The organism is Pseudomonas abietaniphila (assembly GCF_900100795.1).
Classification (GTDB): Bacteria; Pseudomonadota; Gammaproteobacteria; order Pseudomonadales; family Pseudomonadaceae; genus Aquipseudomonas; species Aquipseudomonas abietaniphila.
Genome location: NZ_FNCO01000003.1, coordinates 354964 through 373278 on the forward strand (window position 1 = coordinate 354964; position 18315 = coordinate 373278).

The following is an 18315-nucleotide window of genomic DNA, read 5'->3' on the forward strand; positions in this document are numbered from 1 at the left end:
CGCTGTGGGGCTTTTCTGAAAATGCCGTAATCACGGTGTTTTCCACGCTTTGTCTAATGACAGACGTTGGACTGCCTACCTATCGTCCGGGCTTTATTCAGGTGGTCAGGACGATTCATCCATGTCGGCGCCTTACGCGTTCATCAATGCTGGAAAGCAGAGCCTCTCTTGGTATCGCGACAGCTTGGTCGGTGCAAATACCCGCGCCAAGTTCGACAGGGTGAATGCACATCTGGGCTTGGGGCTGTCCGTGATGCCGGGAGAGTTGATCATCGTGGGCGACGACTCCACCGCGATGTGCACGATGGAGGAGCAAATGCTCATGGCCTACGCTCGGGATATCAGCCAGACAATGTTCGCCAGCAACGAAGCCAGCGCTCATCTGCAAACCGAGAACTACGACCTTTTGCAGGACGTCATGACGTACGGCTCCATCGGTGTTGGCAGCGCGACGTCGGCCTGGAGTACGCATTTGAACGGTGTGCAGGACACGTTGAGTGGCGTCAATACGACCTATCAGCAGTGGCGCAGCGGGACGTTCACCAAGGATCAGTTCGTCGCTCAGCGGAAGATGCTGTTCCGCACCCTGGATGGCCAGCTTCGGGGTATTGGCCGATGGGGAACGGGACTCAAGAACAACTCCTCGATCAAGAAAATGCTGGGCATTTCCAGCAAGCGCTTTATGCGCACAGGTGAAATTCCCGACTACGTGAAGAACGTAAAGCGCATTAGCAACGTTGCGCGCCACCTGAGCGCGGGAACGATGGTGGGTGTTGCGCTGGATATCGGCGCGGGCGCGTTCGAAATCCGGGAGGCCTGCTCGACAGGGCGCGAGCAGGCGTGTACGAGGGCCAAGTTCGTTGAGGCGGGGAAGATGATGGTGGGGCTTCCGCTTGCCGGCAAAGGTGGCGGACTAGGCGCAAAGGCAGCCACCTCGCTGTGTTTCAGGATGGCTGGCCCTACCCGTGGCGTCAGTCTGGCAGTCTGTGGGATTGCAGGTGGAGCTGCTGGCGCATGGGCAGGCGGAACGGGTGGGAGCAAGTTGGGTGAATTGGGCGCAGCGTGGCTTTACGAGTTGACCGGCGATGAGTGACAGCTTCCTGCAAGGGCTCGTTATTGTGTCCTGTATCGTCGCGATTATTGGTTTTGGTGTAGACGTTTACGTGAAGTATCGGGTTCTTCCGAGCGCAGAGGAGCTGTTGGCGAACTGTCCGGTGGTGATCGATGCAAAAAAAAGTTGGGACCACTCGGGCTTTATTGGTCGGCGATACCGGCTGGTGGCAGTAAACCTCGCACTGACATCGACTGAGCTGTTACACAGCCAGGGATTGGTCAACATGGAGGAGGTGCAGCGGGTCCCTATCAATCTGAGGCGGTGGATCTGCATACCCGATACCATCGCGTTGGTAAGTTTCATTGTTGGCATGGCCGCTTTGGCCCTTCTCGGCAAGCTTTAGTGATGCGCCAGATCTAATCCTGCCTCCCAGCCGGTCTGCCACCACTTCACCCCATCCGACAGACCGTCTTTTCATGCCAGCACCCAAAGCAGGCATAATACGCGGCCTGCAGACACCCATCTCTGCTCCTTCCAGCCCGATCACGTCAGGTGAACCTTTGACCGAGCCGCTGTCCGCTCGCCCGCCCGCTGCGCCTTTGCGCCCCTCGGCCTGTCCGGGGTTGTTGCGCATCGTCCCGGCGCTGGACGGCGGAATCTGCCGGATCAAGCTGCCCGGTGGCCTGATCTCGGCGCCGCAAGCGCTGGCCGTGGCCGATGCGGCAGAGCGTTTTGCGAGCGGTGTGATCGAGGCGACCAACCGCGGCAACCTTCAGATTCGCGGGATTGGAGCAGACCACGACGGGCTGATCGCCACGCTGCTGAACGCTGGTTTGGGGCCGAAGAATCCCGCGAGCGATGACGTCCGTAACCTGATGCTCAGCCCGGCGGCGGGTGTTGATCCGCAGCAGTTGTTCGACGCGCAACCGTTGGCCGAGCAGATTCTGCTCTCGCTGGAAAACCATCCGCGCTTTCACGAGCTTTCGCCCAAATTTGCGTTATCGCTGGACGCCGGTGAAGGGCTGGCCATGCTCGAGCATCCCCATGACTTGTGGCTGTCGGCGTTGCCCGTGGGCGGTGAAATCCTGCTCGGGTTCGGTTTGGCGGGGTGTCCGGCGAATGATTCTCCCGTGGCCGCCGTGCCATTGGGGGCGGGGCTTGAGCTTGTGGTCGCGGTGCTTGAACTGTTCCTGGAATGCGCTCGCTCCGAGCAGACCCGCATGCGTCATCTGCTTGAAGGCCTGCCGGTGTCCGGTTTTCTGGGGCAGCTGTCTGAGCGTTTGACGGCGCCGTTAAGGACCGATCAAGCCATCACTTCCTGGCGACGAGCCCCGGCTCAGGTGAATGCCCATATCGGTCGCTATCCACAGAAGCAACCCGGTCTGATGTGTGTGGGCGGCGTCGTGCCTTTGGGGCGTCTGACGCCGTCCATGTTGCGCGCGGCGGCGACCTTGGCCGTCGAACTCGGTGACGCAACGCTGACCATGACCCCATGGCAGGGCCTGATGCTGCGCAATGTCCGCGATGATCAGGCTGTGCTTGCCCTCGACGGATTGCGCGCGGCCGGTGTGCTGTGCGAGGCCGACGAGGCGCTGTCGCAAATGATTGCCTGCACCGGCGCTGCCGCCTGCGGCAAGGGGCTGGCCGACACCAAAGCAGATGCACTGCTGCTGGCTGAGCACCTGCAAGAACAGGGCGTCAGTCCGGGCGTTCATTTGTCGGGTTGCAACCGATCCTGCGCAGCCGCCCATGCCGCGCCGATCACCTTGCTGGCGGTTTCCGCCGGCCATTACGACGTATATTTTCGTCACGCAGATCAGCCGGGTTTCGGCCAGTTGCGTGGGCGTGACCTCACTATTGAAGCAGTCGGTGCGTTGTTGACCGCCGACTCACGGAGCAACACCGATGATTGATTACATCCGCGACGGCCAGGAGATTTACCGCAACTCCTTCGCGATCATTCGCGCCGAGGCCAACCTCGACAAGATCCCGGCCGACCTGGAAAAGCTGGCAGTGCGTGTGATTCACGCCTGCGGCATGGTCGACGCGGTCGACGGGCTGCGGTTCTCCCCGGGTGCCGGTACAGCGGGACGTCAGGCGCTGGCCGCTGGCGCGCCGATCCTGTGCGACGCCCACATGGTGGCCGAAGGCGTGACCCGTGCGCGTTTGCCGGCGAATAATCAGGTGATCTGCACGCTCAAACGGGACGGCGTTCCAGAGCTTGCCCGCGAGCTGGGTAATACACGGTCCGCCGCCGCGCTTGAACTGTGGCGCCCCCACCTCGAAGGCGCCGTGGTCGTGATCGGCAACGCGCCGACCGCGCTGTTCTACCTGCTGGAAATGATCGACGCCGGAGCGCCGAAACCGGCGCTGATACTCGGCTTTCCCGTGGGCTTCGTCGGCGCCGCCGAATCCAAGGACATGCTCGCTGCCGACAGCCGTGGCGTGCCTTACGTGATCATGCAGGGACGTCGCGGTGGCAGCGCCATGGCGGCGGCGGCGGTCAACGCGCTCGCCACGGAGATCGAATAATGCAGGCTCGCGGTCGTTTGATTGGCCTGGGTGTCGGCCCGGGCGATCCTGAACTCATCACCGTCAAGGCGCTTCGCCTGCTGCGCGAGTCACCGGTGGTGGCGTACTTCGTGGCCAAGGGCAAGAAAGGCAACGCGTTCGGCATCATCGAAGCGCACCTGCAAGCCGCTCAAACGCTGATGCCGCTGGTGTACCCGGTGACGACCGAAGCCTTGCCTGCGCCGATGTCTTACGAGCAAATCATCAGCGACTTCTACGACACCGCCAGCCTTGACGTCGCGGCGCATCTGGACGCAGGCCGCGACGTGGCCGTGATCTGCGAAGGCGACCCGTTCTTTTACGGCTCCTACATGTACCTGCACGATCGCCTCGCCGAACGCTACGAGGCCGAAGTCGTGCCGGGTGTCTGCTCCATGCTCGGAGGTGCTTCGGTGTTGGGCGCGCCGCTGGTGTACCGCAATCAGAGTCTGTCGGTGTTGTCCGGCGTGCTCTCGGCCGACGAGCTCAAGCGCAAGCTGGTCGATGCCGATGCGGCGGTCATCATGAAGCTGGGGCGTAATTTGCCGAAGGTGCGTCAAGTGCTGATCGACACGGGGCTCGCCGAGCGTGCGCTCTATGTCGAACGCGCGACCATGAGTAACCAGAAAATCGTGCCACTGGCCGAGGTCGATCCGATGTCGTCGCCCTACTTTTCGCTGATCATCGTTCCGGGTGAAAGGTGGCAAGGCTGATGGGCGCGTCCAACAACAAGACGCCTGCCATCGTCATTCTGGGCAAAGGTGCCCTGACCACGGCACGGCGCATCCAGCAACTGTATCCCGACGCCCTCGTTCACGGCCTGGCTGAGCGTGTGGAGGGTGCTGATCGCACGTATTCCGAGTTCGGCGCGACCCTGCGCCAGCTGTATCAGCAGGACACGCCGATCATCGCGCTGTGCGCGGCAGGTATCGTGATTCGGACACTGGCGCCGCTGTTGCTCGAGAAAGGCGCCGAGCCGCCTGTGCTGGCGGTCGCCGAGGATGGCAGTGCGGTGGTGCCGCTGCTGGGCGGACTGGGTGGCGTCAATGTCATGGCCCGGGAGATTGCTGCGGGCTTGAACACGGCAGCGGCGATCACCACCAGCGGCGAACTGCGCTTCGGCACGTGCCTGCTCAACCCTCCGTCTGGTTATGCCCTGGGCGATCTGGAGCTGGGCAAGCGTTTCGTTTCCGATCTGTTGTCTGGCGAAAGCGTGCGCATTGAAGGCGCCGCGCCGTGGCTGGCTCAGGCGCAGTTACCGGAAGATGATCACGCCCAACTGGCGATTCATGTGGGATACGCCGAGCGTGAGCCTTGCGCCAACGAGTTGCTGATCTACCCGCGCAATGTGTTGGTGGCGATCGAGGCCACGGTCCCTGATCCCGCCGAAGCGGTGCGCGGCGCATTGCACGAGTCGCGCATTGCCGTGCAGGCGCTCGCCTGCCTGCTGGCCAGCGAAACCGATATGGCAGACCCTGCGTTGCACGCGGCTGCCGATTCGTTGGGTGTGCCGTTGCGCTTCACCGCGCAGGCCTCGGCGGCTGACATGGCGCGGCAAGCACTGCCGCAACTGCTGCCACCGCTCAGCCCGGTTCATGGCATCGCTATCGCCGTGGCGACAGAACCCCTGGACATCGAACGCATTGGTCGCGGCCGCGGACGACTGGCGGTGATCGGGCTTGGGCCTGGCGCTGCCGAGTTCATGATTCCGGCCGTGAAAGCTGAACTCGCCCGCGCCAACGACGTGTTGGGTTACGAGACTTACGTGCGCATGGCGGGTCCGTTCCGGGCCGATCAGGTCCTGCATTGCACGGACAACCGTGAAGAAATGCAGCGCGCGCGTCACGCGTTTGAACTGGCCGCGCAAGGGCGTTCGGTGGTGGTGGTGTCCTCCGGGGACCCAGGTGTGTTCGCCATGGCATCCGCGGTGCTGGAGGCGCTGCATGAATCCGACGATGCACAGTGGCACGCCGTTGACCTGGAAATCCTGCCCGGCGTTTCGGCCTCGCTGGCGACGGCGGCTCAGGCGGGCGCCCCTTTGGGGCACGACTTCTGCGTCATGTCCCTGTCCGACAACCTCAAGCCCTGGGAGATCATCGAAAAGCGGCTGGACCTGGCGTGCCAGGCCGATCTGGCGCTGGCGTTTTACAACCCGATTTCGCGATCCCGTCCTTGGCAACTGGGGCGTGCACTGGAGATCGTGCGTTTGCATCGCGTGCCTGAGACACCGGTCACGCTGGGCCGCGACATCGGCCGTCCGGGCCAAACCCTGCGCGTGATCACCCTGGGCGAGCTGACGCCGGAGCAGGTCGACATGCGCACGATGGTGCTAGTCGGTTCGTCGACGACCTGTGTGTTTCCACGTGCCAATGGCGATCAGTGGGTGTACACGCCGAGGTGGTACGGCGAGAAACCGGTCAAGTGATCTGACGGACTTTTCCCAACGAAGCGTGGGATGGATCTGGACGTCGGAGAGGTAATGTCCGCGCGTTCCTGATGAATCTCGCTCTCTCGCCCGCTGAAACAGAATCAACTGAGCGACGCCCTGCGTCGCTTGCTTCCCACGGCGCTCATAAATCGCTAGCGAACCCTTTACCCATGGTGCGGTGATGCCGTTGGCGCAGATGCCTTGCTCAATCCACCTTGTAGGATCTGCCTTTCTCACCGCCCGACTTCCTGTCCCGGGTCGCCTGTTTTCAATTGGCAAAAGTTGATTAATCTCGGTCGTGTCCAGTGAAGGACATGACTTATTTAAGGGATTAAACAGATGAGCTTTGAAACAGGTATGAACAGCGACAACACGCGGGCTTTTATCGCCAACAGTGATATGGCTGACGGTGCGCTGTCGCTGATGGATCATATTGCGGCATTGAACCAACCCATGGCACTGAGTAATGCCGAGCCGGCTGAGGGCGCCGTGGTAGGCAGTAACTTGCTCGCCTTTGCCGAAGGGGTGTCGCGGCAGAACAAAGAAGACGTCATGGACTCGTTCCTGTTCGCGACACTGGTGGCCAACAGGGCGGCCAATCCAGAAGACAACAGCGCAGCGTGGTACGCCAAATTCAACGAAGTCCTCTCGGCCATAGGCTGGTTCTCGAATAGCTGGAGTTTTGCGCGCTACCGCTCGACCCACCAGCGTTTCAGCATGGATCAGGCAGCGATTGAGATTTTGGGCTCTGCTATTGCCGCGGCGACGCTGCCGGGCCCTGCGTCGGCTGCGATGTTGAAGGTTGCGGGGGATGCGGTGAAAGCGCTCAAAGCGCAGGAAAAACCGCTACGCCTGTTTGAGCGCCAGACCAAGTTCCACAACGGTGCAAGCTTCCGCATCGGTGCATGCGCCGAGTCGGCAGACGGCACGGTCAATCTGGCGATGGGGGCGGTCAACTTCCTCACCTCGTCCAACGTCACCGACGTATTGTTCTGGGAGTGGAACAGCACCCAGGTCCGGACCTTCCGTGGTGAAAACACGCTGGTCCTGAATACTCGGATGTATGCGCAGAATCGACTGCTCATCCAGCAAAAGCTGGGCAATAACGCCAAGTCGGCGATTGAAGAGTTTGATATCTAGGAATAAAGAAGGGGCGCCATTCGCCCCTTTTTTTCATGCAGGGAGGTTCTCGTGAATCAAGGAACGATTGAAGGGCACATCAATGCTGGCTGTGTTGTGTTCATGTCTGCGGCCTGCAGCGAGCAGCAAAAAAAAGACGTGATGGACTGCACGCTCTACACGCAACTGGCCGCGTCCAAACGGCACTCTCGTTTTGATGCCGCAGTGGATTGGCGGCATACCTGGCTGGCCGCGTTGAACAGGTTTGGCTGGGCAGTAAGAAGTCATGACAGTCGCAGCTTGCCGGCTGCTGAAACTGGACAGGGCACCGTGTGGGACTGGCTCGAAAAACAGCTGCCGTCTTTTATGCCCAACGCACTTTTTTCGCAGGGTGCTGCATTCGCCAGGGGCGCGGTAGAGGCACGTCCCGATCAACCCGCTGTGGCGATGTTGAACCGCCAGGCCATTGAAATAGCTTCATCTGAAGGCCCGGCGTCCGGCGTGTCTGAACGAAAGATAGCCTTGCAGGTGGCGGTGTGTGGGCCGACGACCGGGCTTGGCCTCGTGGTGCTCTCGTTCACGACGCGTCAGCCCCCGAATGGGGAGCTTCTGGCTGAGGTGTTCGACCCTAAGAAGGTGCTAGGCAATATCGAGATGGCGTTTTACTCCGCGCACGTGATGGAAATCGTCTACGCGCAGTTCCGGGAAAAGATAGCGCAGGCTCTCGACGACCGTCGCGCGGATGGGGTGTGTGCCCTTCAGGAGGCCCGCGATGTCCAGTCGCAGTGACACCCTGTTGATGGGAAATAATCTGCTCTCGTTTGAGGCATCCATTCCCGGAAGCGTCCGTGACGACATTCTTGACTGCCTGTTGTACGCAGAGCAGTCGGCGGACAAGAAGCATGATCGCAGCGTCCAGTGGAAGCTGTGGATCGAGCAGTTCCAGCGGGTGATTTATCAGAAAGGCGGTCGGTTGACCGGGTCGATCAATCCTGATCAGGTGGTCATCGAGCATATCCGGGAGCTGCGGTATGTCCCGTACATGATTGCAGGGAGCGCCACTTCCCGTGAGTTACAGGCCGTGCTTGAACGTTCTATCAGCACGCTGCTGGACAGCAGCCATGCGAAGACCTTCTTCAATTCGTGGTTTTCGTCCGGTCGCTCCGAGAGTTTCCAGGTCATTCCCTGCGTGGTCGGCCAAGGCGGCGTTAACATTCTGGTGTGCGGTCTGCAGATGACCACGCGGGCTTTCAAGCCCGGACGTGTTCCCTGGGAAGTGCTGGGCGGTGACCTGACCATTCGTTCCAACGGAGGCTCATTCTTGCTCACCGAAGACAGCTACCAACCCTACAGGGAGGGCATCAAGGCATATCTGAACCGGCGGGCCCGCCAGGCGATTCTTGAGCTCTAACCGCTTTTCGTTGAAGGGATTCAAGGCACCAGATAACCCTTGATGCCGGTGAAGATGATCTGCGCGGCCAGTGCACAGACAAACAATCCCATGAGGCGGCTGACGATTTGCAGGCCCTGATCGCCCAACACGCGTTCGATGCTGTTGGACAGGTAAAGCACCACGCCTACGGTGAAACTCGCCAGCGCAATGCTAACGATGGCGGTCAGCTTGTCGTCCCAATGGGGCTGGCTGACGCCCATCACCAGCAAGGCGCCGATGGTGCCGGGGCCGACGGTGATCGGGATGGTCAGTGGAACGATGGTGACGTCTTGCTGCACGTTGTCGGTCTGAACGCCGGATTTACCCTGCGCCATGCCCAGCGCGGAGATGAACAGCACGCTTCCGGCGCCAATTCGAAAGGCGTCGGCAGTGATGCCGAAGACACTGAAAATCACGCGCCCGAACAGGTACAGCAACACGCTCGACACCAGTGTCGCAAACGCAACTTTCCACGCCAGGTAACGGCGCTCTTTGCGCGAGTAGCCTCGGCTCAGGCTGATAAAGCAGGACAAGACGAAGAACGGGCTATAGAGCACCAGCATCTTCAGGTAAACGCTGAACAACACATGCAGCATGGTTTGAGCTCGTGGCGGCAGATTTGGACGGGGCAAGTCTATCAGGCGCCGCGCAAGCCGGAGGTTCAGTTTTGCTGATAGCGTTCCGGGTCGCCCGCGTCTATGTCTACCTGCTTGCGCGCCCGTTGCTCGACCCAGTACTCCACCAGCTCTCGCAGTTGAGACAGCTCCACGGGTTTGGACATATGCCCGTCCATGCCTGACTGGCGGGCGCGGTCCTTGTGTTCGGCCAGAATGTGGGCGGTCAGCGCGACCACAGGGGTGCGTGTCCGCTGATTACCCACCTCCCAGGCGCGTAATTGCTGGGTCGCCGAGAAACCGTCGAGAATCGGCATTTCACAATCCATCAGCACCAGGTCGTAGCGCTGGGCTTTCATCGCCCTCAGCGCTTCTTCGCCATTGCTGGCGGTGTCGGGCTGAAGATTGAGTTTGCCCAGCATGCCGCGAATCACCTTGGTAGAGATGCTGTTGTCTTCTGCAACGAGGATGCGGAAGTCGGTGGGCACATCGACCTCGAGGTTGACGACAGGCGAGGGTGGAAACGGTGCCTGGCCTTTGTTGCGCTGATTGAGTTCGTCGGCCAGCGTGGTTTTCAGGGTGTAACCGGCCACAGGTTTGGCAAGGATGCGTTTGACCCCGGCATTGCGTGCGATGACCTTGCTCGGCGCATTGCTGATGCCGGTGAGCATGATCAGCAGAATGTCGTGGTTGAGGCTTGGGTCTTCCTTGATCTTGGCGGCCAGCTGCATGCCGGTCATGCCGGGCATGTTCTGGTCGAGCAACACGATGTCGAAGTAATCGCGCAGGTGCGCTTTGGTGCGCAGCAGGGCTAGGGCTTCTTTGCCTGACGGCACTGCGCTGACGTTCAAACCCCAGGCGCTGCATTGCTGGACAAGCACCTTGCGGCACGTGTCGTTGTCGTCCACCACGAGCACGCGCGCGCCTTTGAGCGGGCTGTCGAGGTCGGCAGGGGGTTGTTCCAGTCGCTCAGCGTCCAGCGGCAGGCTCAGCCACAAGGTGCTGCCCTGATTGCTGCCACTCTGAATACCGAATTCGCCGTTCATCAGCAGGATCAGCTGGCGTGCGATCACCAGCCCCAAGTGGCCGCCGACCTTGCTCGCCGCCAGGAAGTTCTTGCTGTGCAGTTCAGCATGCAGCAAGGCGTCACGCTCTTTGGGGGTGAGTGGCGTACCGCTGTCCTGAACGGCGATGCGCAAACGCGGTTTTCCTCCGCGGGAGTCGAGGGCGACCACCAGCAAGATCTCGCCCTCGTCGGTCTTTTTTAACGCGTTTTCCAGCAGGCTGAGCAGTGTCTGTCGCAGGCGGGTCGGGTCGCCACTGATCACCCGCGGGACCTGCGGCTGAATGAAACTGATCAGCTCGACGCTCTGCTGTTCGGCCTTCGCGCGGAAAATGCTGAGGCAATCTTCGATCATGGCGTTGAGGTCGAACTGCACATCATCCAGTTCGATCTGCCCGGACTCAAGCTTGGTGATGTCGAGGATTTCGTTGATCAACGTCAGCAGCTCATTGCCAGCGCTGTGAATCGTCTGCACGTAGTCGCGTTGTTTGACCGACAACGGTGTGCCCAGCAATAACTCGGTCATGCCGAGCACGCCGTTCATGGGTGTACGGATCTCGTGGCTGATTTTCGCCAGGAATTCAGCTTTGGCGTTGATCTCGGCAGTGCTCGCCGCGAGCTCCCGACTGATGCTGAAGTTGTCTTCGGTGATGCTGCGATGGCGCTCGCTCAGCGCGATGCTCATCAGCAGACCACACAGGCAGAACATGCCCATTACCGCGATGATCAGGGTCTGCGCAGCGATGGTCGTCAGCCAGAGCATGGCCGGCAGGATCACCAGATTGCCCAGGTTGAACACAATCATCGCGATGACGAACGGACGTGCGGGCGCATAGCCTTTTTGCAGGTGATAGATCGACACCAGCGTGATCGTGAGCGTGGTGAGGGCCACCAGCAGGAAGGTCAGAAGATTCAGCGGCAGCGTGTCGACGAACAACACCAGCAAACCGCCGAAGCCGACGACCAACAACACGCTCATCAGCAATCGGTTCAACGCTTCAACGCCGCGCTGGACGAAGAAACAATAGGCGTACATCAGGCCCGTGGCGGCCGCGAGCAGGAGGGCAAGGTGAGCGCTGGGGGTCTGTGCCAGATGCCAGTGCGGCAACCAGGGTGCCTGCAGGTTGAGCAGCAACAGGGCGCTCAGGCCCAGAAAACCTTCGCAGGCTGCGAGCCACAAACTGCTGACCGAGCGCGATTGGGCGAAGCGTGTGATGTTCTGCACGATCAACATGATCAGCGAGCCGAAGAACAGCCCGAGTAACAGCGGCCGGCGTTCGTCAGCAGCGCTTGCGACCGCAGCTTCCAGCGAAATGTTGGGCCGTAGTTCCTGTTCGGACTTCAGACGCAGGTAGAGGTCCAGCGGCTTGTCGCTCTGTGGAACCGGCAACAGAAAGTCGATGGAGGGTAACGGTTGAGCGGAACGAGGGACTTTGTTGCCGGAGCGTGAGTGATCGATCAGGGTATCGCCGTCGAGCACATACATGTCAACGGTGGCCAGGTCCGGAGCGAAGATACGCACCAGTTGTTCGTGGTCGGTGGGTGGCAGGAGGTAGTGCAGCCACAGCGCCGATTCACGGCTGGTGGCGCGAACCTGGTCAAGTTCGACCGGGCTGAACTGGGAGGCGTAATGCGCAGAGCGGATGTCGCTGAGTTGCAGGTTGGCCTGATCGTCGACAAGGGTCGACCATCCTGCGCTGACCTCGGCGGATGCCGTTGGGACACAGAGCAGGGTCATCATGGCGATGATCAAACAAGTGGCAATCCTGAGCCAGCGCACGGCGAAATCCCTTCGTGAATGAAGCCAGTTGACTCTGGGGCGGCACTGGATCATCAGCCGGTTCTCCCAAAGGAGAACCGGCTGGCGCCAGACTTACTCCAGATGTTCGCCGCGTTCCCGGGCAATGGCGCGATAGCCAATGTCCTTGCGGTAAAAACAGCCTTTCCAGTCAATCTTTGCAGCCAGTTCGTACGCCTGCTTCTGGGCCTCGCCTACGCTGTCACCCAGCGCGGTTGCGCACAGAACGCGGCCACCGGACGTCACCACTTGGCCGTCACTGAGCGCCGTACCGGCGTGGAACACCTTGCCCGGCAATGCGGCAGCGGCATCCAGGCCGTTGATCGCGTCGCCTTTGGCGTAATCGGCAGGATAACCGCCTGCCGCCAACACGATGCCCAGGCTCGGACGTGGGTCCCATTGAGCCTCGACTTTATCCAGAGCTTGCGCCAATGCAGCCTCGACCAGCAAGACCAGACTTGATTGCAGACGCAGCATGACCGGCTGGGTTTCCGGATCGCCGAAGCGGCAGTTGAACTCGATGACCTTCGGGTTTCCGGCCTTGTCGATCATGAGACCAGCATAGAGGAAGCCGGTGTAAACGTTACCTTCGTCTGCCATGCCTCTGACAGTCGGCCAGATCACCTGATCCATCACGCGCTGGTGAACGTCGGCGGTGACCACCGGAGCAGGCGAGTACGCGCCCATGCCGCCGGTGTTCGGACCGCTGTCGCCATCGCCCACGCGCTTGTGGTCCTGGCTGGTGGCCATTGGCAGCACGTTCTTGCCGTCGACCATGACGATGAAGCTGGCTTCTTCGCCGTCGAGGAATTCTTCGATGACAACGCGCGAACCCGCGTCGCCGAAGGTGTTGCCTGCGAGCATGTCGCGCACGGCTTCTTCGGCTTCTTCCAGGGTCATGGCGACGATGACGCCTTTACCGGCTGCCAGGCCATCGGCCTTGATCACGATCGGTGCGCCTATTTCGCGCAGGTAAGCCAGCGCAGGTTCGATCTCGGTGAAGTTCTGGTAGTCGGCGGTCGGGATCTTGTGACGCGCCAGGAAGTCCTTGGTGAAGGCTTTCGAACCTTCCAGCTGTGCAGCGCCCTTGGTCGGACCGAAGCAGTCCAGACCACGGGAACGGAACAGGTCGACCACGCCGGCCACCAGCGGAACTTCCGGGCCGACGATGGTGAGCGAAACGTTCTTCTGGGCGAAGTCAGCCAGTTGCTCAAGCGCCAGGACGTCGATGGCGACGTTCTCGCACTTGGCTTCGATGGCCGTACCCGCGTTGCCTGGCGCAACGAAAACCTTCTGGACGCGCGGATCCTGCGCAACCTTCCAGGCCAGAGCGTGTTCACGGCCACCGCTGCCGATGATGAGTACGTTCATGTTTTCAAACCTCGATGACGCTAATTCTGTGTGGGGCATACGCCGAGTTGTCGACGCAATGCCTGTCCATGTAGGAGCGCGCTTGCCCGCGATTCAGTCACCGCGGTGTTTCAACTGCACCGCGTCATGGCCATCGCGGGCAAGCGCGCTCCTGCAAGGTCTGTGTCGAATCTATCAGTGACGGAAATGGCGCATGCCCGTGAAGACCATGGCAATACCGGCTTCGTCGGCCGCTGCAATCACTTCGTTGTCGCGCATCGAGCCGCCTGGCTGGATCACTGCCGTGATACCCACCTTGGCGGCGTTGTCGATGCCGTCACGGAACGGGAAGAACGCGTCCGACGCCATGACCGCGCCCTGCACCTGCAGGCCTGCATGCTCGGCCTTGATGGCCGCGATGCGTGCGGAGTTCACGCGGCTCATCTGGCCGGCGCCGACACCAATGGTCTGACGGTTCTTGGCGTAGACGATGGCGTTGGATTTGACGTATTTGGCGACTTTCCAGGCGAAGATCAGGTCGTGGATTTCCTGCTCGCTCGGTGCGCGTTTGGTCACGACTTTCAGGTCGTCGGCGTTGATCATGCCGATGTCACGGCTCTGCACCAGCAGGCCGCCATTGACGCGCTTGTAATCCCATGCCGCTGCACGATCAGTCGCCCACTGGCCGCTGGTCAGCAAGCGAACGTTGGCTTTGCTGGCGACGATGGCCTGGGCTTCGGCGCTGACGCTTGGCGCAATGATCACTTCGACGAACTGGCGCTCGACGATGGCCTTGGCGGTCTCGGCGTCCAGTTCACGGTTGAAGGCAATGATGCCGCCGAAGGCCGACTCGCTGTCGGTGGCATAGGCCAGCTCGTACGCCTGACGAATGCCGCCTTCGGCATCCGGGCTGACCGCTACGCCGCACGGGTTGGCGTGCTTGACGATGACGCAGGCCGGTTTGACGAAGCTCTTCACGCATTCCAGTGCAGCGTCGGTATCCGCGACGTTGTTGTAGGAAAGTTCTTTGCCCTGCAATTGGGTTGCGGTGGCGATGCCGACTTCGGCGGGTTTGGCTTCAACGTAGAACGCCGCGCTCTGGTGCGGGTTCTCGCCGTAGCGCATTTCCTGAGCCTTGATGAACTGGGTGTTGAAGGTGCGCGGGAATTCGCTGCGGCCTTCGGTCGACAGGGTTTCGGCGCTCTGGTCGACGCTGCCCAGGTAGTTGGCGATCATGCCGTCGTAGGCGGCCGTGTGTTCAAACGCCTTGAGCATCAGGTCGAAACGCTGCGCGTAGGTCAGACCACCCGCCTTGAGGCTTTCCAGCACTTGGCTGTAGTCGCTCGCGTTGACCACGATAGCGACGTCTTTATGGTTTTTTGCGGCCGAACGGACCATGGTCGGGCCGCCGATGTCGATGTTTTCGATGGCGGTCGGCAGGTCGCAGCCCGGCTTGGAAACCGTGGCTTCGAACGGATAAAGATTCACCGCTACCAGGTCGATCGGTTTGATGCCGTGCTCGGCCATGATGGCATCGTCGGTACCACGACGGCCCAGGATGCCACCGTGGATTTTCGGGTGAAGGGTCTTGACGCGACCGTCCATCATTTCTGCAAAGCCGGTGTAATCCGCGACTTCTACCGCTGCGACGCCGTTGTCCTTGAGCAGCTTGAAGGTGCCGCCCGTGGAGAGGATCTCGACGCCCAGGGCTTCGAGTTCACGGGCGAATTCAAGGATCCCGGTCTTGTCGGAAACGCTGATCAAGGCGCGGCGGATCGGCAGGCGGGTAGTCTGGTCAGTCATCTCAACTTCCATCAAAAGCAAATGAGTTCTACAAAAAAAGCGACCGCATTGAAGTGAGGTCGCTTTTTGTGTTTTGGATGCTTACAGCAGGTCGTACTGCTTGAGTTTCTTGCGCAAGGTGCCACGGTTCAGACCGAGCAGCTCGGACGCCTTCGTCTGGTTGCCCTTGACGTAATTCATCACGCACTCGAGCAACGGCGCCTCGACTTCCGAGAGCACCAGATTGTAGACATCAGTGACGGCAGCACCCTCAAGGTGAGCGAAATAATTGTGCAGCGCCTTTTCGACGCTTCCACGAAGGGTCTGACCCTCTTCGCTTGGCGTATTGAGGTGCTGTTTCAAATTGACGTTGTCGCTCACGGGTGTTGTTCCACTCACTAAAGTCTCTGTCATCATCGTCATGCGGCCACCTCTTGTTCGTTCCCTGCTTCCGGGCTTTTATAGCGTTCGGCAAAGAATTCCCGAACGTTGGCGCACTGTGCTTCCGTATCTTCCAAACGATTGAAATGGGCGCGAAACTCCCTGGCGCCCGGCAAGGTTGCGAGATACCAGCCGACGTGTTTACGAGCGATCCGCACGCCCATAACGTCGCCATAGAACGTGTGAAGCGCGGCCAGATGCTCTAGCAGAATGCGTTCCACTTCACTCAACGCCAGCGCAGGGAGTTTTTCCCCGGTGCGCAGGTAGTGTTCTATCTCGCGAAAAATCCATGGGCGCCCTTGGGCAGCCCGGCCAATCAACAGTCCATCGGCACCGGTCGCGTGCAAGACGTGCCGGGCTTTTTCCGGTGAATCGATGTCGCCGTTGGCGAACACCGGAATCGATACCGCCTGCTTTATTGCAGCGATGGTGTCGTACTCGGCTTCACCGGTGTAGAGATCTGCGCGGGTTCGACCATGTACCGCCAAAGCCTGGATCCCGGCTTGTTCGGCAATTCTGGCGACCGTCAGACCATTTTTGTTCGCCCGGTCCCAGCCGGTGCGAATCTTCAGGGTGACCGGGACGTCGACTGCCGCGACCACCGCGTGCAGGATTTCGGTCACCAACTGTTCATCTTTCAACAACGCGGAACCAGCGGCCTTGTTGCAGACCTTCTTTGCCGGGCAGCCCATGTTGATATCGATGATCTGTGCGCCAAGTTCGACGTTGGCGCGTGCTGCATCCGCAAGCATCTGCGGATCTCCACCGGCGATCTGTACCGAACGGGGTTCGGGATCACCTTCGTGGATCATGCGTAACCGCGATTTGCGGCTGTTCCACAGGCTCATGTCACTGGTGACCATTTCCGACACCACCAGGCCGGCGCCGAGTTGGCGACAAAGCTGCCGGAAGGGCTGGTCGGTGACGCCCGCCATGGGGGCGAGAATCAAGCCGTTTTGCAATGTGTATGGGCCGATGCGTACCGCCGACATAGGGTGACCTGTTGTGGGGCCGAATCACGAGGTCTGGTCCGAAAAGTGCCACCAATCCAAGTTGGCGCGACGGTTCAGACAGGACCCAGAGTATGAAAAAGGGTGGGCATGATACCCGCTCTCGATGACTGGATAAAGGCTGAATTGGATAAAATCTGAACAGTTGCTTTCTTATCGCGAACGGTTAGGTTCGAGATCGCGCTGTCATAAAACTGTCGTCGGTTTTTCAGCTCCGCTTCGCCGCATTCCAGTGCGGTCCCTGGCGCTCGCCATCCGTCGCGCCGGTCTCGGAGTTTACTCCGGCGAGCGAAAACTCAAACTGTAATTCACGGCCTTCGGGCCGGGGTCGAGAATGTCCAGCGCAATGTGGATAGGCGTCTGGGGCGGCATTTCGTCCTTGCCAGCCAGTTCGCCGCTCAAATATTCGCCGGGCTTGAACCGACGACTGGCAATCAACTGACCACTGGTATCGGCGAAGCGCAACTCCAGCAGCGGGAACGGCTGAGAAAACGAGGCACGGTTATAGATGATGGCATCGACCACCAGCGCGCCCTGAAACTCGGGATGACTGCGGACCACCAGGTTGCTGCTTTTGAGTAACTTGATGTCGACCTTGGACGGCACCTTGCAGCCGATCTGTGGGCAGAGCTCCTGGAACCAGGGACGGTATTGATCCTGACGGGCCAGCTCGTCGAAGTGATACCAGATGTACTGCCCCGCCAGTGCACTCAGCGCAATCAACGCCAGCAGCAGCCAGAGCACGCGGCGTCCCCAGCGCGGCTTGGGCTTTTGCCAGGCCAGTTGCAGCGGGTCGTCCGTCAGGTCCAGCAACGCCCTGTCGCGCAGGGCCGGTTCGCTGCGCTCGCGTTTACCGTGGGCGTGCGGGCGCTCGTCCTCATCGTCGTCTTGCAGAGCGTGAGCGGGATCGCGGTCGTCATCGTCGTCCAGCGCTGAAAAGCGTTCGGAGGCGTGCGTCTCGTCGGTGTCGGCATCGGCATGGCGCCGATGAACCGGTGGCGGTTCATCGTCGATGTCGTCGGTGTTCAGTGACAGCGAGGGTTCGGTGCGGTGGTCGTCGTCCCGATCCCTGTCCTCGCCAACATGCGGTTCGTCGAGCCCGTCGTGGTCGTCGCGTTCAACAATCACCTCGGCGCGCAATTCCGGCAGGTGGTCGACGTCCTCGTGGCTCAGCCCCTCGTCCCACTGTTCGGTGCTGACGTCGGGATCGTCGCGACGGGCGCTGAAAGACTCGACTTCGTCGTGGTCTCGGGCCTGGCTGGCGCGTCCGAAGGACTCGGGCAGCTGAATCTCGCGCTGTTCAAGGCGGGCGAGCTCCACGTCGAGGTCGTCCAGGTCCAGGCTGTCCATGTCGACGTTACGGGTTTCCCGCTTGACTGGCAGCGGGGCTGGCTCCGCGACCGTTACCGATTGGCTCGCGAGGACGGCAGGTGTTTCCACCGGTCCGGACGCCGGGATCGGCGCGGTTTCGGCGGGCGCAGGCGGTTGCGCGCTGGTTTTCGCGGCCCCGATCCGTTGCTCCAACAATTGTTTCGCGGCGTTGAACACTTGCAGGCAAGAGCCGCAACGCACCATGCCTCGGGCGACGCTCAACTGGGCGTGGCTGACGCGGAAACTGGTCTGGCAGTGCGGGCACTGGGTGACGAAACTGTCGGTCATGCGGGTATCCGGGGG

16 protein-coding genes are annotated in these 18315 nt (G+C 60.7%); 9 read left to right on the forward strand and 7 right to left on the reverse strand.

The genetic code is table 11. The annotated features are described in order from the left end of the window. Positions 1 to 121 precede the first annotated feature (121 nt). The 9 genes from BLS87_RS08350 to BLS87_RS08390 all read left to right on the forward strand — a co-directional run bounded on the left by BLS87_RS08350 (position 122) and on the right by BLS87_RS08390 (position 8562). A complete protein-coding gene (locus BLS87_RS08350; RefSeq protein WP_074751957.1) occupies positions 122 to 1093 on the forward strand; it encodes a hypothetical protein in 972 nt (323 codons plus the stop codon). Next, on the forward strand, positions 1086 to 1457 hold the full coding sequence (locus tag BLS87_RS08355) for a hypothetical protein (RefSeq protein ID WP_074751959.1): 372 nt from the start codon (positions 1086 to 1088) through the stop codon (positions 1455 to 1457). The genes BLS87_RS08350 and BLS87_RS08355 overlap by 8 nt, the downstream gene beginning before the upstream one ends. Positions 1458 to 1614: 157 nt before the next feature. Beyond that, complete coding sequence (cobG, locus tag BLS87_RS08360; protein WP_279616208.1) at positions 1615 to 2967, forward strand: precorrin-3B synthase; 1353 nt, start codon at positions 1615 to 1617, stop codon at positions 2965 to 2967. Continuing rightward, a complete protein-coding gene (locus BLS87_RS08365; RefSeq protein WP_074751961.1) occupies positions 2960 to 3586 on the forward strand; it encodes a precorrin-8X methylmutase in 627 nt (208 codons plus the stop codon). The genes cobG and BLS87_RS08365 overlap by 8 nt, the downstream gene beginning before the upstream one ends. Continuing rightward, the gene (locus tag BLS87_RS08370; protein WP_074751963.1) at positions 3586 to 4317 is read left to right on the forward strand and encodes a precorrin-2 C(20)-methyltransferase; all 732 of its coding nucleotides are present in this window, start codon (positions 3586 to 3588) and stop codon (positions 4315 to 4317) included. Before BLS87_RS08365 ends, BLS87_RS08370 begins: the two co-directional genes overlap by 1 nt. After that, the gene (gene cobJ, locus BLS87_RS08375) at positions 4317 to 6029 is read left to right on the forward strand and encodes a precorrin-3B C(17)-methyltransferase (RefSeq protein WP_074751965.1); all 1713 of its coding nucleotides are present in this window, start codon (positions 4317 to 4319) and stop codon (positions 6027 to 6029) included. Before BLS87_RS08370 ends, cobJ begins: the two co-directional genes overlap by 1 nt. Positions 6030 to 6371: 342 nt before the next feature. Then, positions 6372 to 7172 (forward strand): hypothetical protein, encoded by an 801-nt coding sequence (locus BLS87_RS08380; protein WP_143024334.1) that lies wholly within the window; start codon positions 6372 to 6374, stop codon positions 7170 to 7172. A 51-nt stretch (positions 7173 to 7223) separates the two neighbouring features. Next, the gene (locus BLS87_RS08385; protein WP_074751967.1) at positions 7224 to 7940 is read left to right on the forward strand and encodes a hypothetical protein; all 717 of its coding nucleotides are present in this window, start codon (positions 7224 to 7226) and stop codon (positions 7938 to 7940) included. Further along, entirely contained in the window at positions 7924 to 8562 is a 639-nt protein-coding gene (locus tag BLS87_RS08390) for a hypothetical protein (protein ID WP_074751968.1), read from the forward strand. Before BLS87_RS08385 ends, BLS87_RS08390 begins: the two co-directional genes overlap by 17 nt. 20 nt (positions 8563 to 8582) lie before the next feature. On the opposite strand, the gene BLS87_RS08395 is transcribed toward BLS87_RS08390, so the two are convergent. From BLS87_RS08395 to BLS87_RS08425, 7 genes are all read right to left on the reverse strand, one after another. Then, the gene (locus tag BLS87_RS08395) at positions 8583 to 9179 is read right to left on the reverse strand and encodes a MarC family protein (RefSeq protein WP_074751970.1); all 597 of its coding nucleotides are present in this window, start codon (positions 9177 to 9179) and stop codon (positions 8583 to 8585) included. A 65-nt stretch (positions 9180 to 9244) separates the two neighbouring features. Further along, positions 9245 to 12040 (reverse strand): hybrid sensor histidine kinase/response regulator, encoded by a 2796-nt coding sequence (locus BLS87_RS08400; RefSeq protein WP_074751972.1) that lies wholly within the window; start codon positions 12038 to 12040, stop codon positions 9245 to 9247. A gap of 93 nt (positions 12041 to 12133) precedes the next feature. Continuing rightward, positions 12134 to 13429: a phosphoribosylamine--glycine ligase gene (gene purD, locus BLS87_RS08405; RefSeq protein WP_074751974.1), complete on the reverse strand. Its 1296-nt coding sequence runs from the start codon at positions 13427 to 13429 to the stop codon at positions 12134 to 12136. Between the two features lie 174 nt (positions 13430 to 13603). Further along, positions 13604 to 15211 carry a bifunctional phosphoribosylaminoimidazolecarboxamide formyltransferase/IMP cyclohydrolase gene (gene purH / locus BLS87_RS08410; protein WP_074751976.1) on the reverse strand — a complete coding sequence of 536 codons (1608 nt, stop codon included), beginning with the start codon at positions 15209 to 15211 and terminating at the stop codon, positions 13604 to 13606. Positions 15212 to 15292: 81 nt separating this feature from the next. Next, the gene (gene fis, locus BLS87_RS08415) at positions 15293 to 15613 is read right to left on the reverse strand and encodes a DNA-binding transcriptional regulator Fis (protein ID WP_007907419.1); all 321 of its coding nucleotides are present in this window, start codon (positions 15611 to 15613) and stop codon (positions 15293 to 15295) included. After that, positions 15610 to 16623 (reverse strand): tRNA dihydrouridine synthase DusB, encoded by a 1014-nt coding sequence (gene dusB, locus BLS87_RS08420; protein WP_074751978.1) that lies wholly within the window; start codon positions 16621 to 16623, stop codon positions 15610 to 15612. Before dusB ends, fis begins: the two co-directional genes overlap by 4 nt. Before the next feature lie 294 nt (positions 16624 to 16917). Further along, positions 16918 to 18300, reverse strand: a complete 1383-nt coding sequence (locus tag BLS87_RS08425; protein ID WP_074751980.1) for a DUF3426 domain-containing protein — start codon at positions 18298 to 18300, stop codon at positions 16918 to 16920. Positions 18301 to 18315: the final 15 nt, after the last annotated feature.

What these genes read in the sequence shown, in the direction of transcription:
- BLS87_RS08350 (WP_074751957.1), top strand. Translation starts at nt 122, where the DNA reads ATGTCGGCGCCTTACGCGTTCATCAATGCTGGAAAGCAGAGCCTCTCT.
- BLS87_RS08355 (WP_074751959.1), top strand. Translation starts at nt 1,086, where the DNA reads ATGAGTGACAGCTTCCTGCAAGGGCTCGTTATTGTGTCCTGTATCGTC.
- BLS87_RS08365 (WP_074751961.1), top strand. Translation starts at nt 2,960, where the DNA reads ATGATTGATTACATCCGCGACGGCCAGGAGATTTACCGCAACTCCTTC.
- BLS87_RS08370 (WP_074751963.1), top strand. Translation starts at nt 3,586, where the DNA reads ATGCAGGCTCGCGGTCGTTTGATTGGCCTGGGTGTCGGCCCGGGCGAT.
- cobJ (WP_074751965.1), top strand. Translation starts at nt 4,317, where the DNA reads ATGGGCGCGTCCAACAACAAGACGCCTGCCATCGTCATTCTGGGCAAA.
- BLS87_RS08380 (WP_143024334.1), top strand. Translation starts at nt 6,372, where the DNA reads ATGAGCTTTGAAACAGGTATGAACAGCGACAACACGCGGGCTTTTATC.
- BLS87_RS08390 (WP_074751968.1), top strand. Translation starts at nt 7,924, where the DNA reads ATGTCCAGTCGCAGTGACACCCTGTTGATGGGAAATAATCTGCTCTCG.
- BLS87_RS08395 (WP_074751970.1), bottom strand. Translation starts at nt 9,179, where the DNA reads ATGCTGCATGTGTTGTTCAGCGTTTACCTGAAGATGCTGGTGCTCTAT.
- purD (WP_074751974.1), bottom strand. Translation starts at nt 13,429, where the DNA reads ATGAACGTACTCATCATCGGCAGCGGTGGCCGTGAACACGCTCTGGCC.
- purH (WP_074751976.1), bottom strand. Translation starts at nt 15,211, where the DNA reads ATGACTGACCAGACTACCCGCCTGCCGATCCGCCGCGCCTTGATCAGC.
- fis (WP_007907419.1), bottom strand. Translation starts at nt 15,613, where the DNA reads ATGACGATGATGACAGAGACTTTAGTGAGTGGAACAACACCCGTGAGC.
- dusB (WP_074751978.1), bottom strand. Translation starts at nt 16,623, where the DNA reads ATGTCGGCGGTACGCATCGGCCCATACACATTGCAAAACGGCTTGATT.
- BLS87_RS08425 (WP_074751980.1), bottom strand. Translation starts at nt 18,300, where the DNA reads ATGACCGACAGTTTCGTCACCCAGTGCCCGCACTGCCAGACCAGTTTC.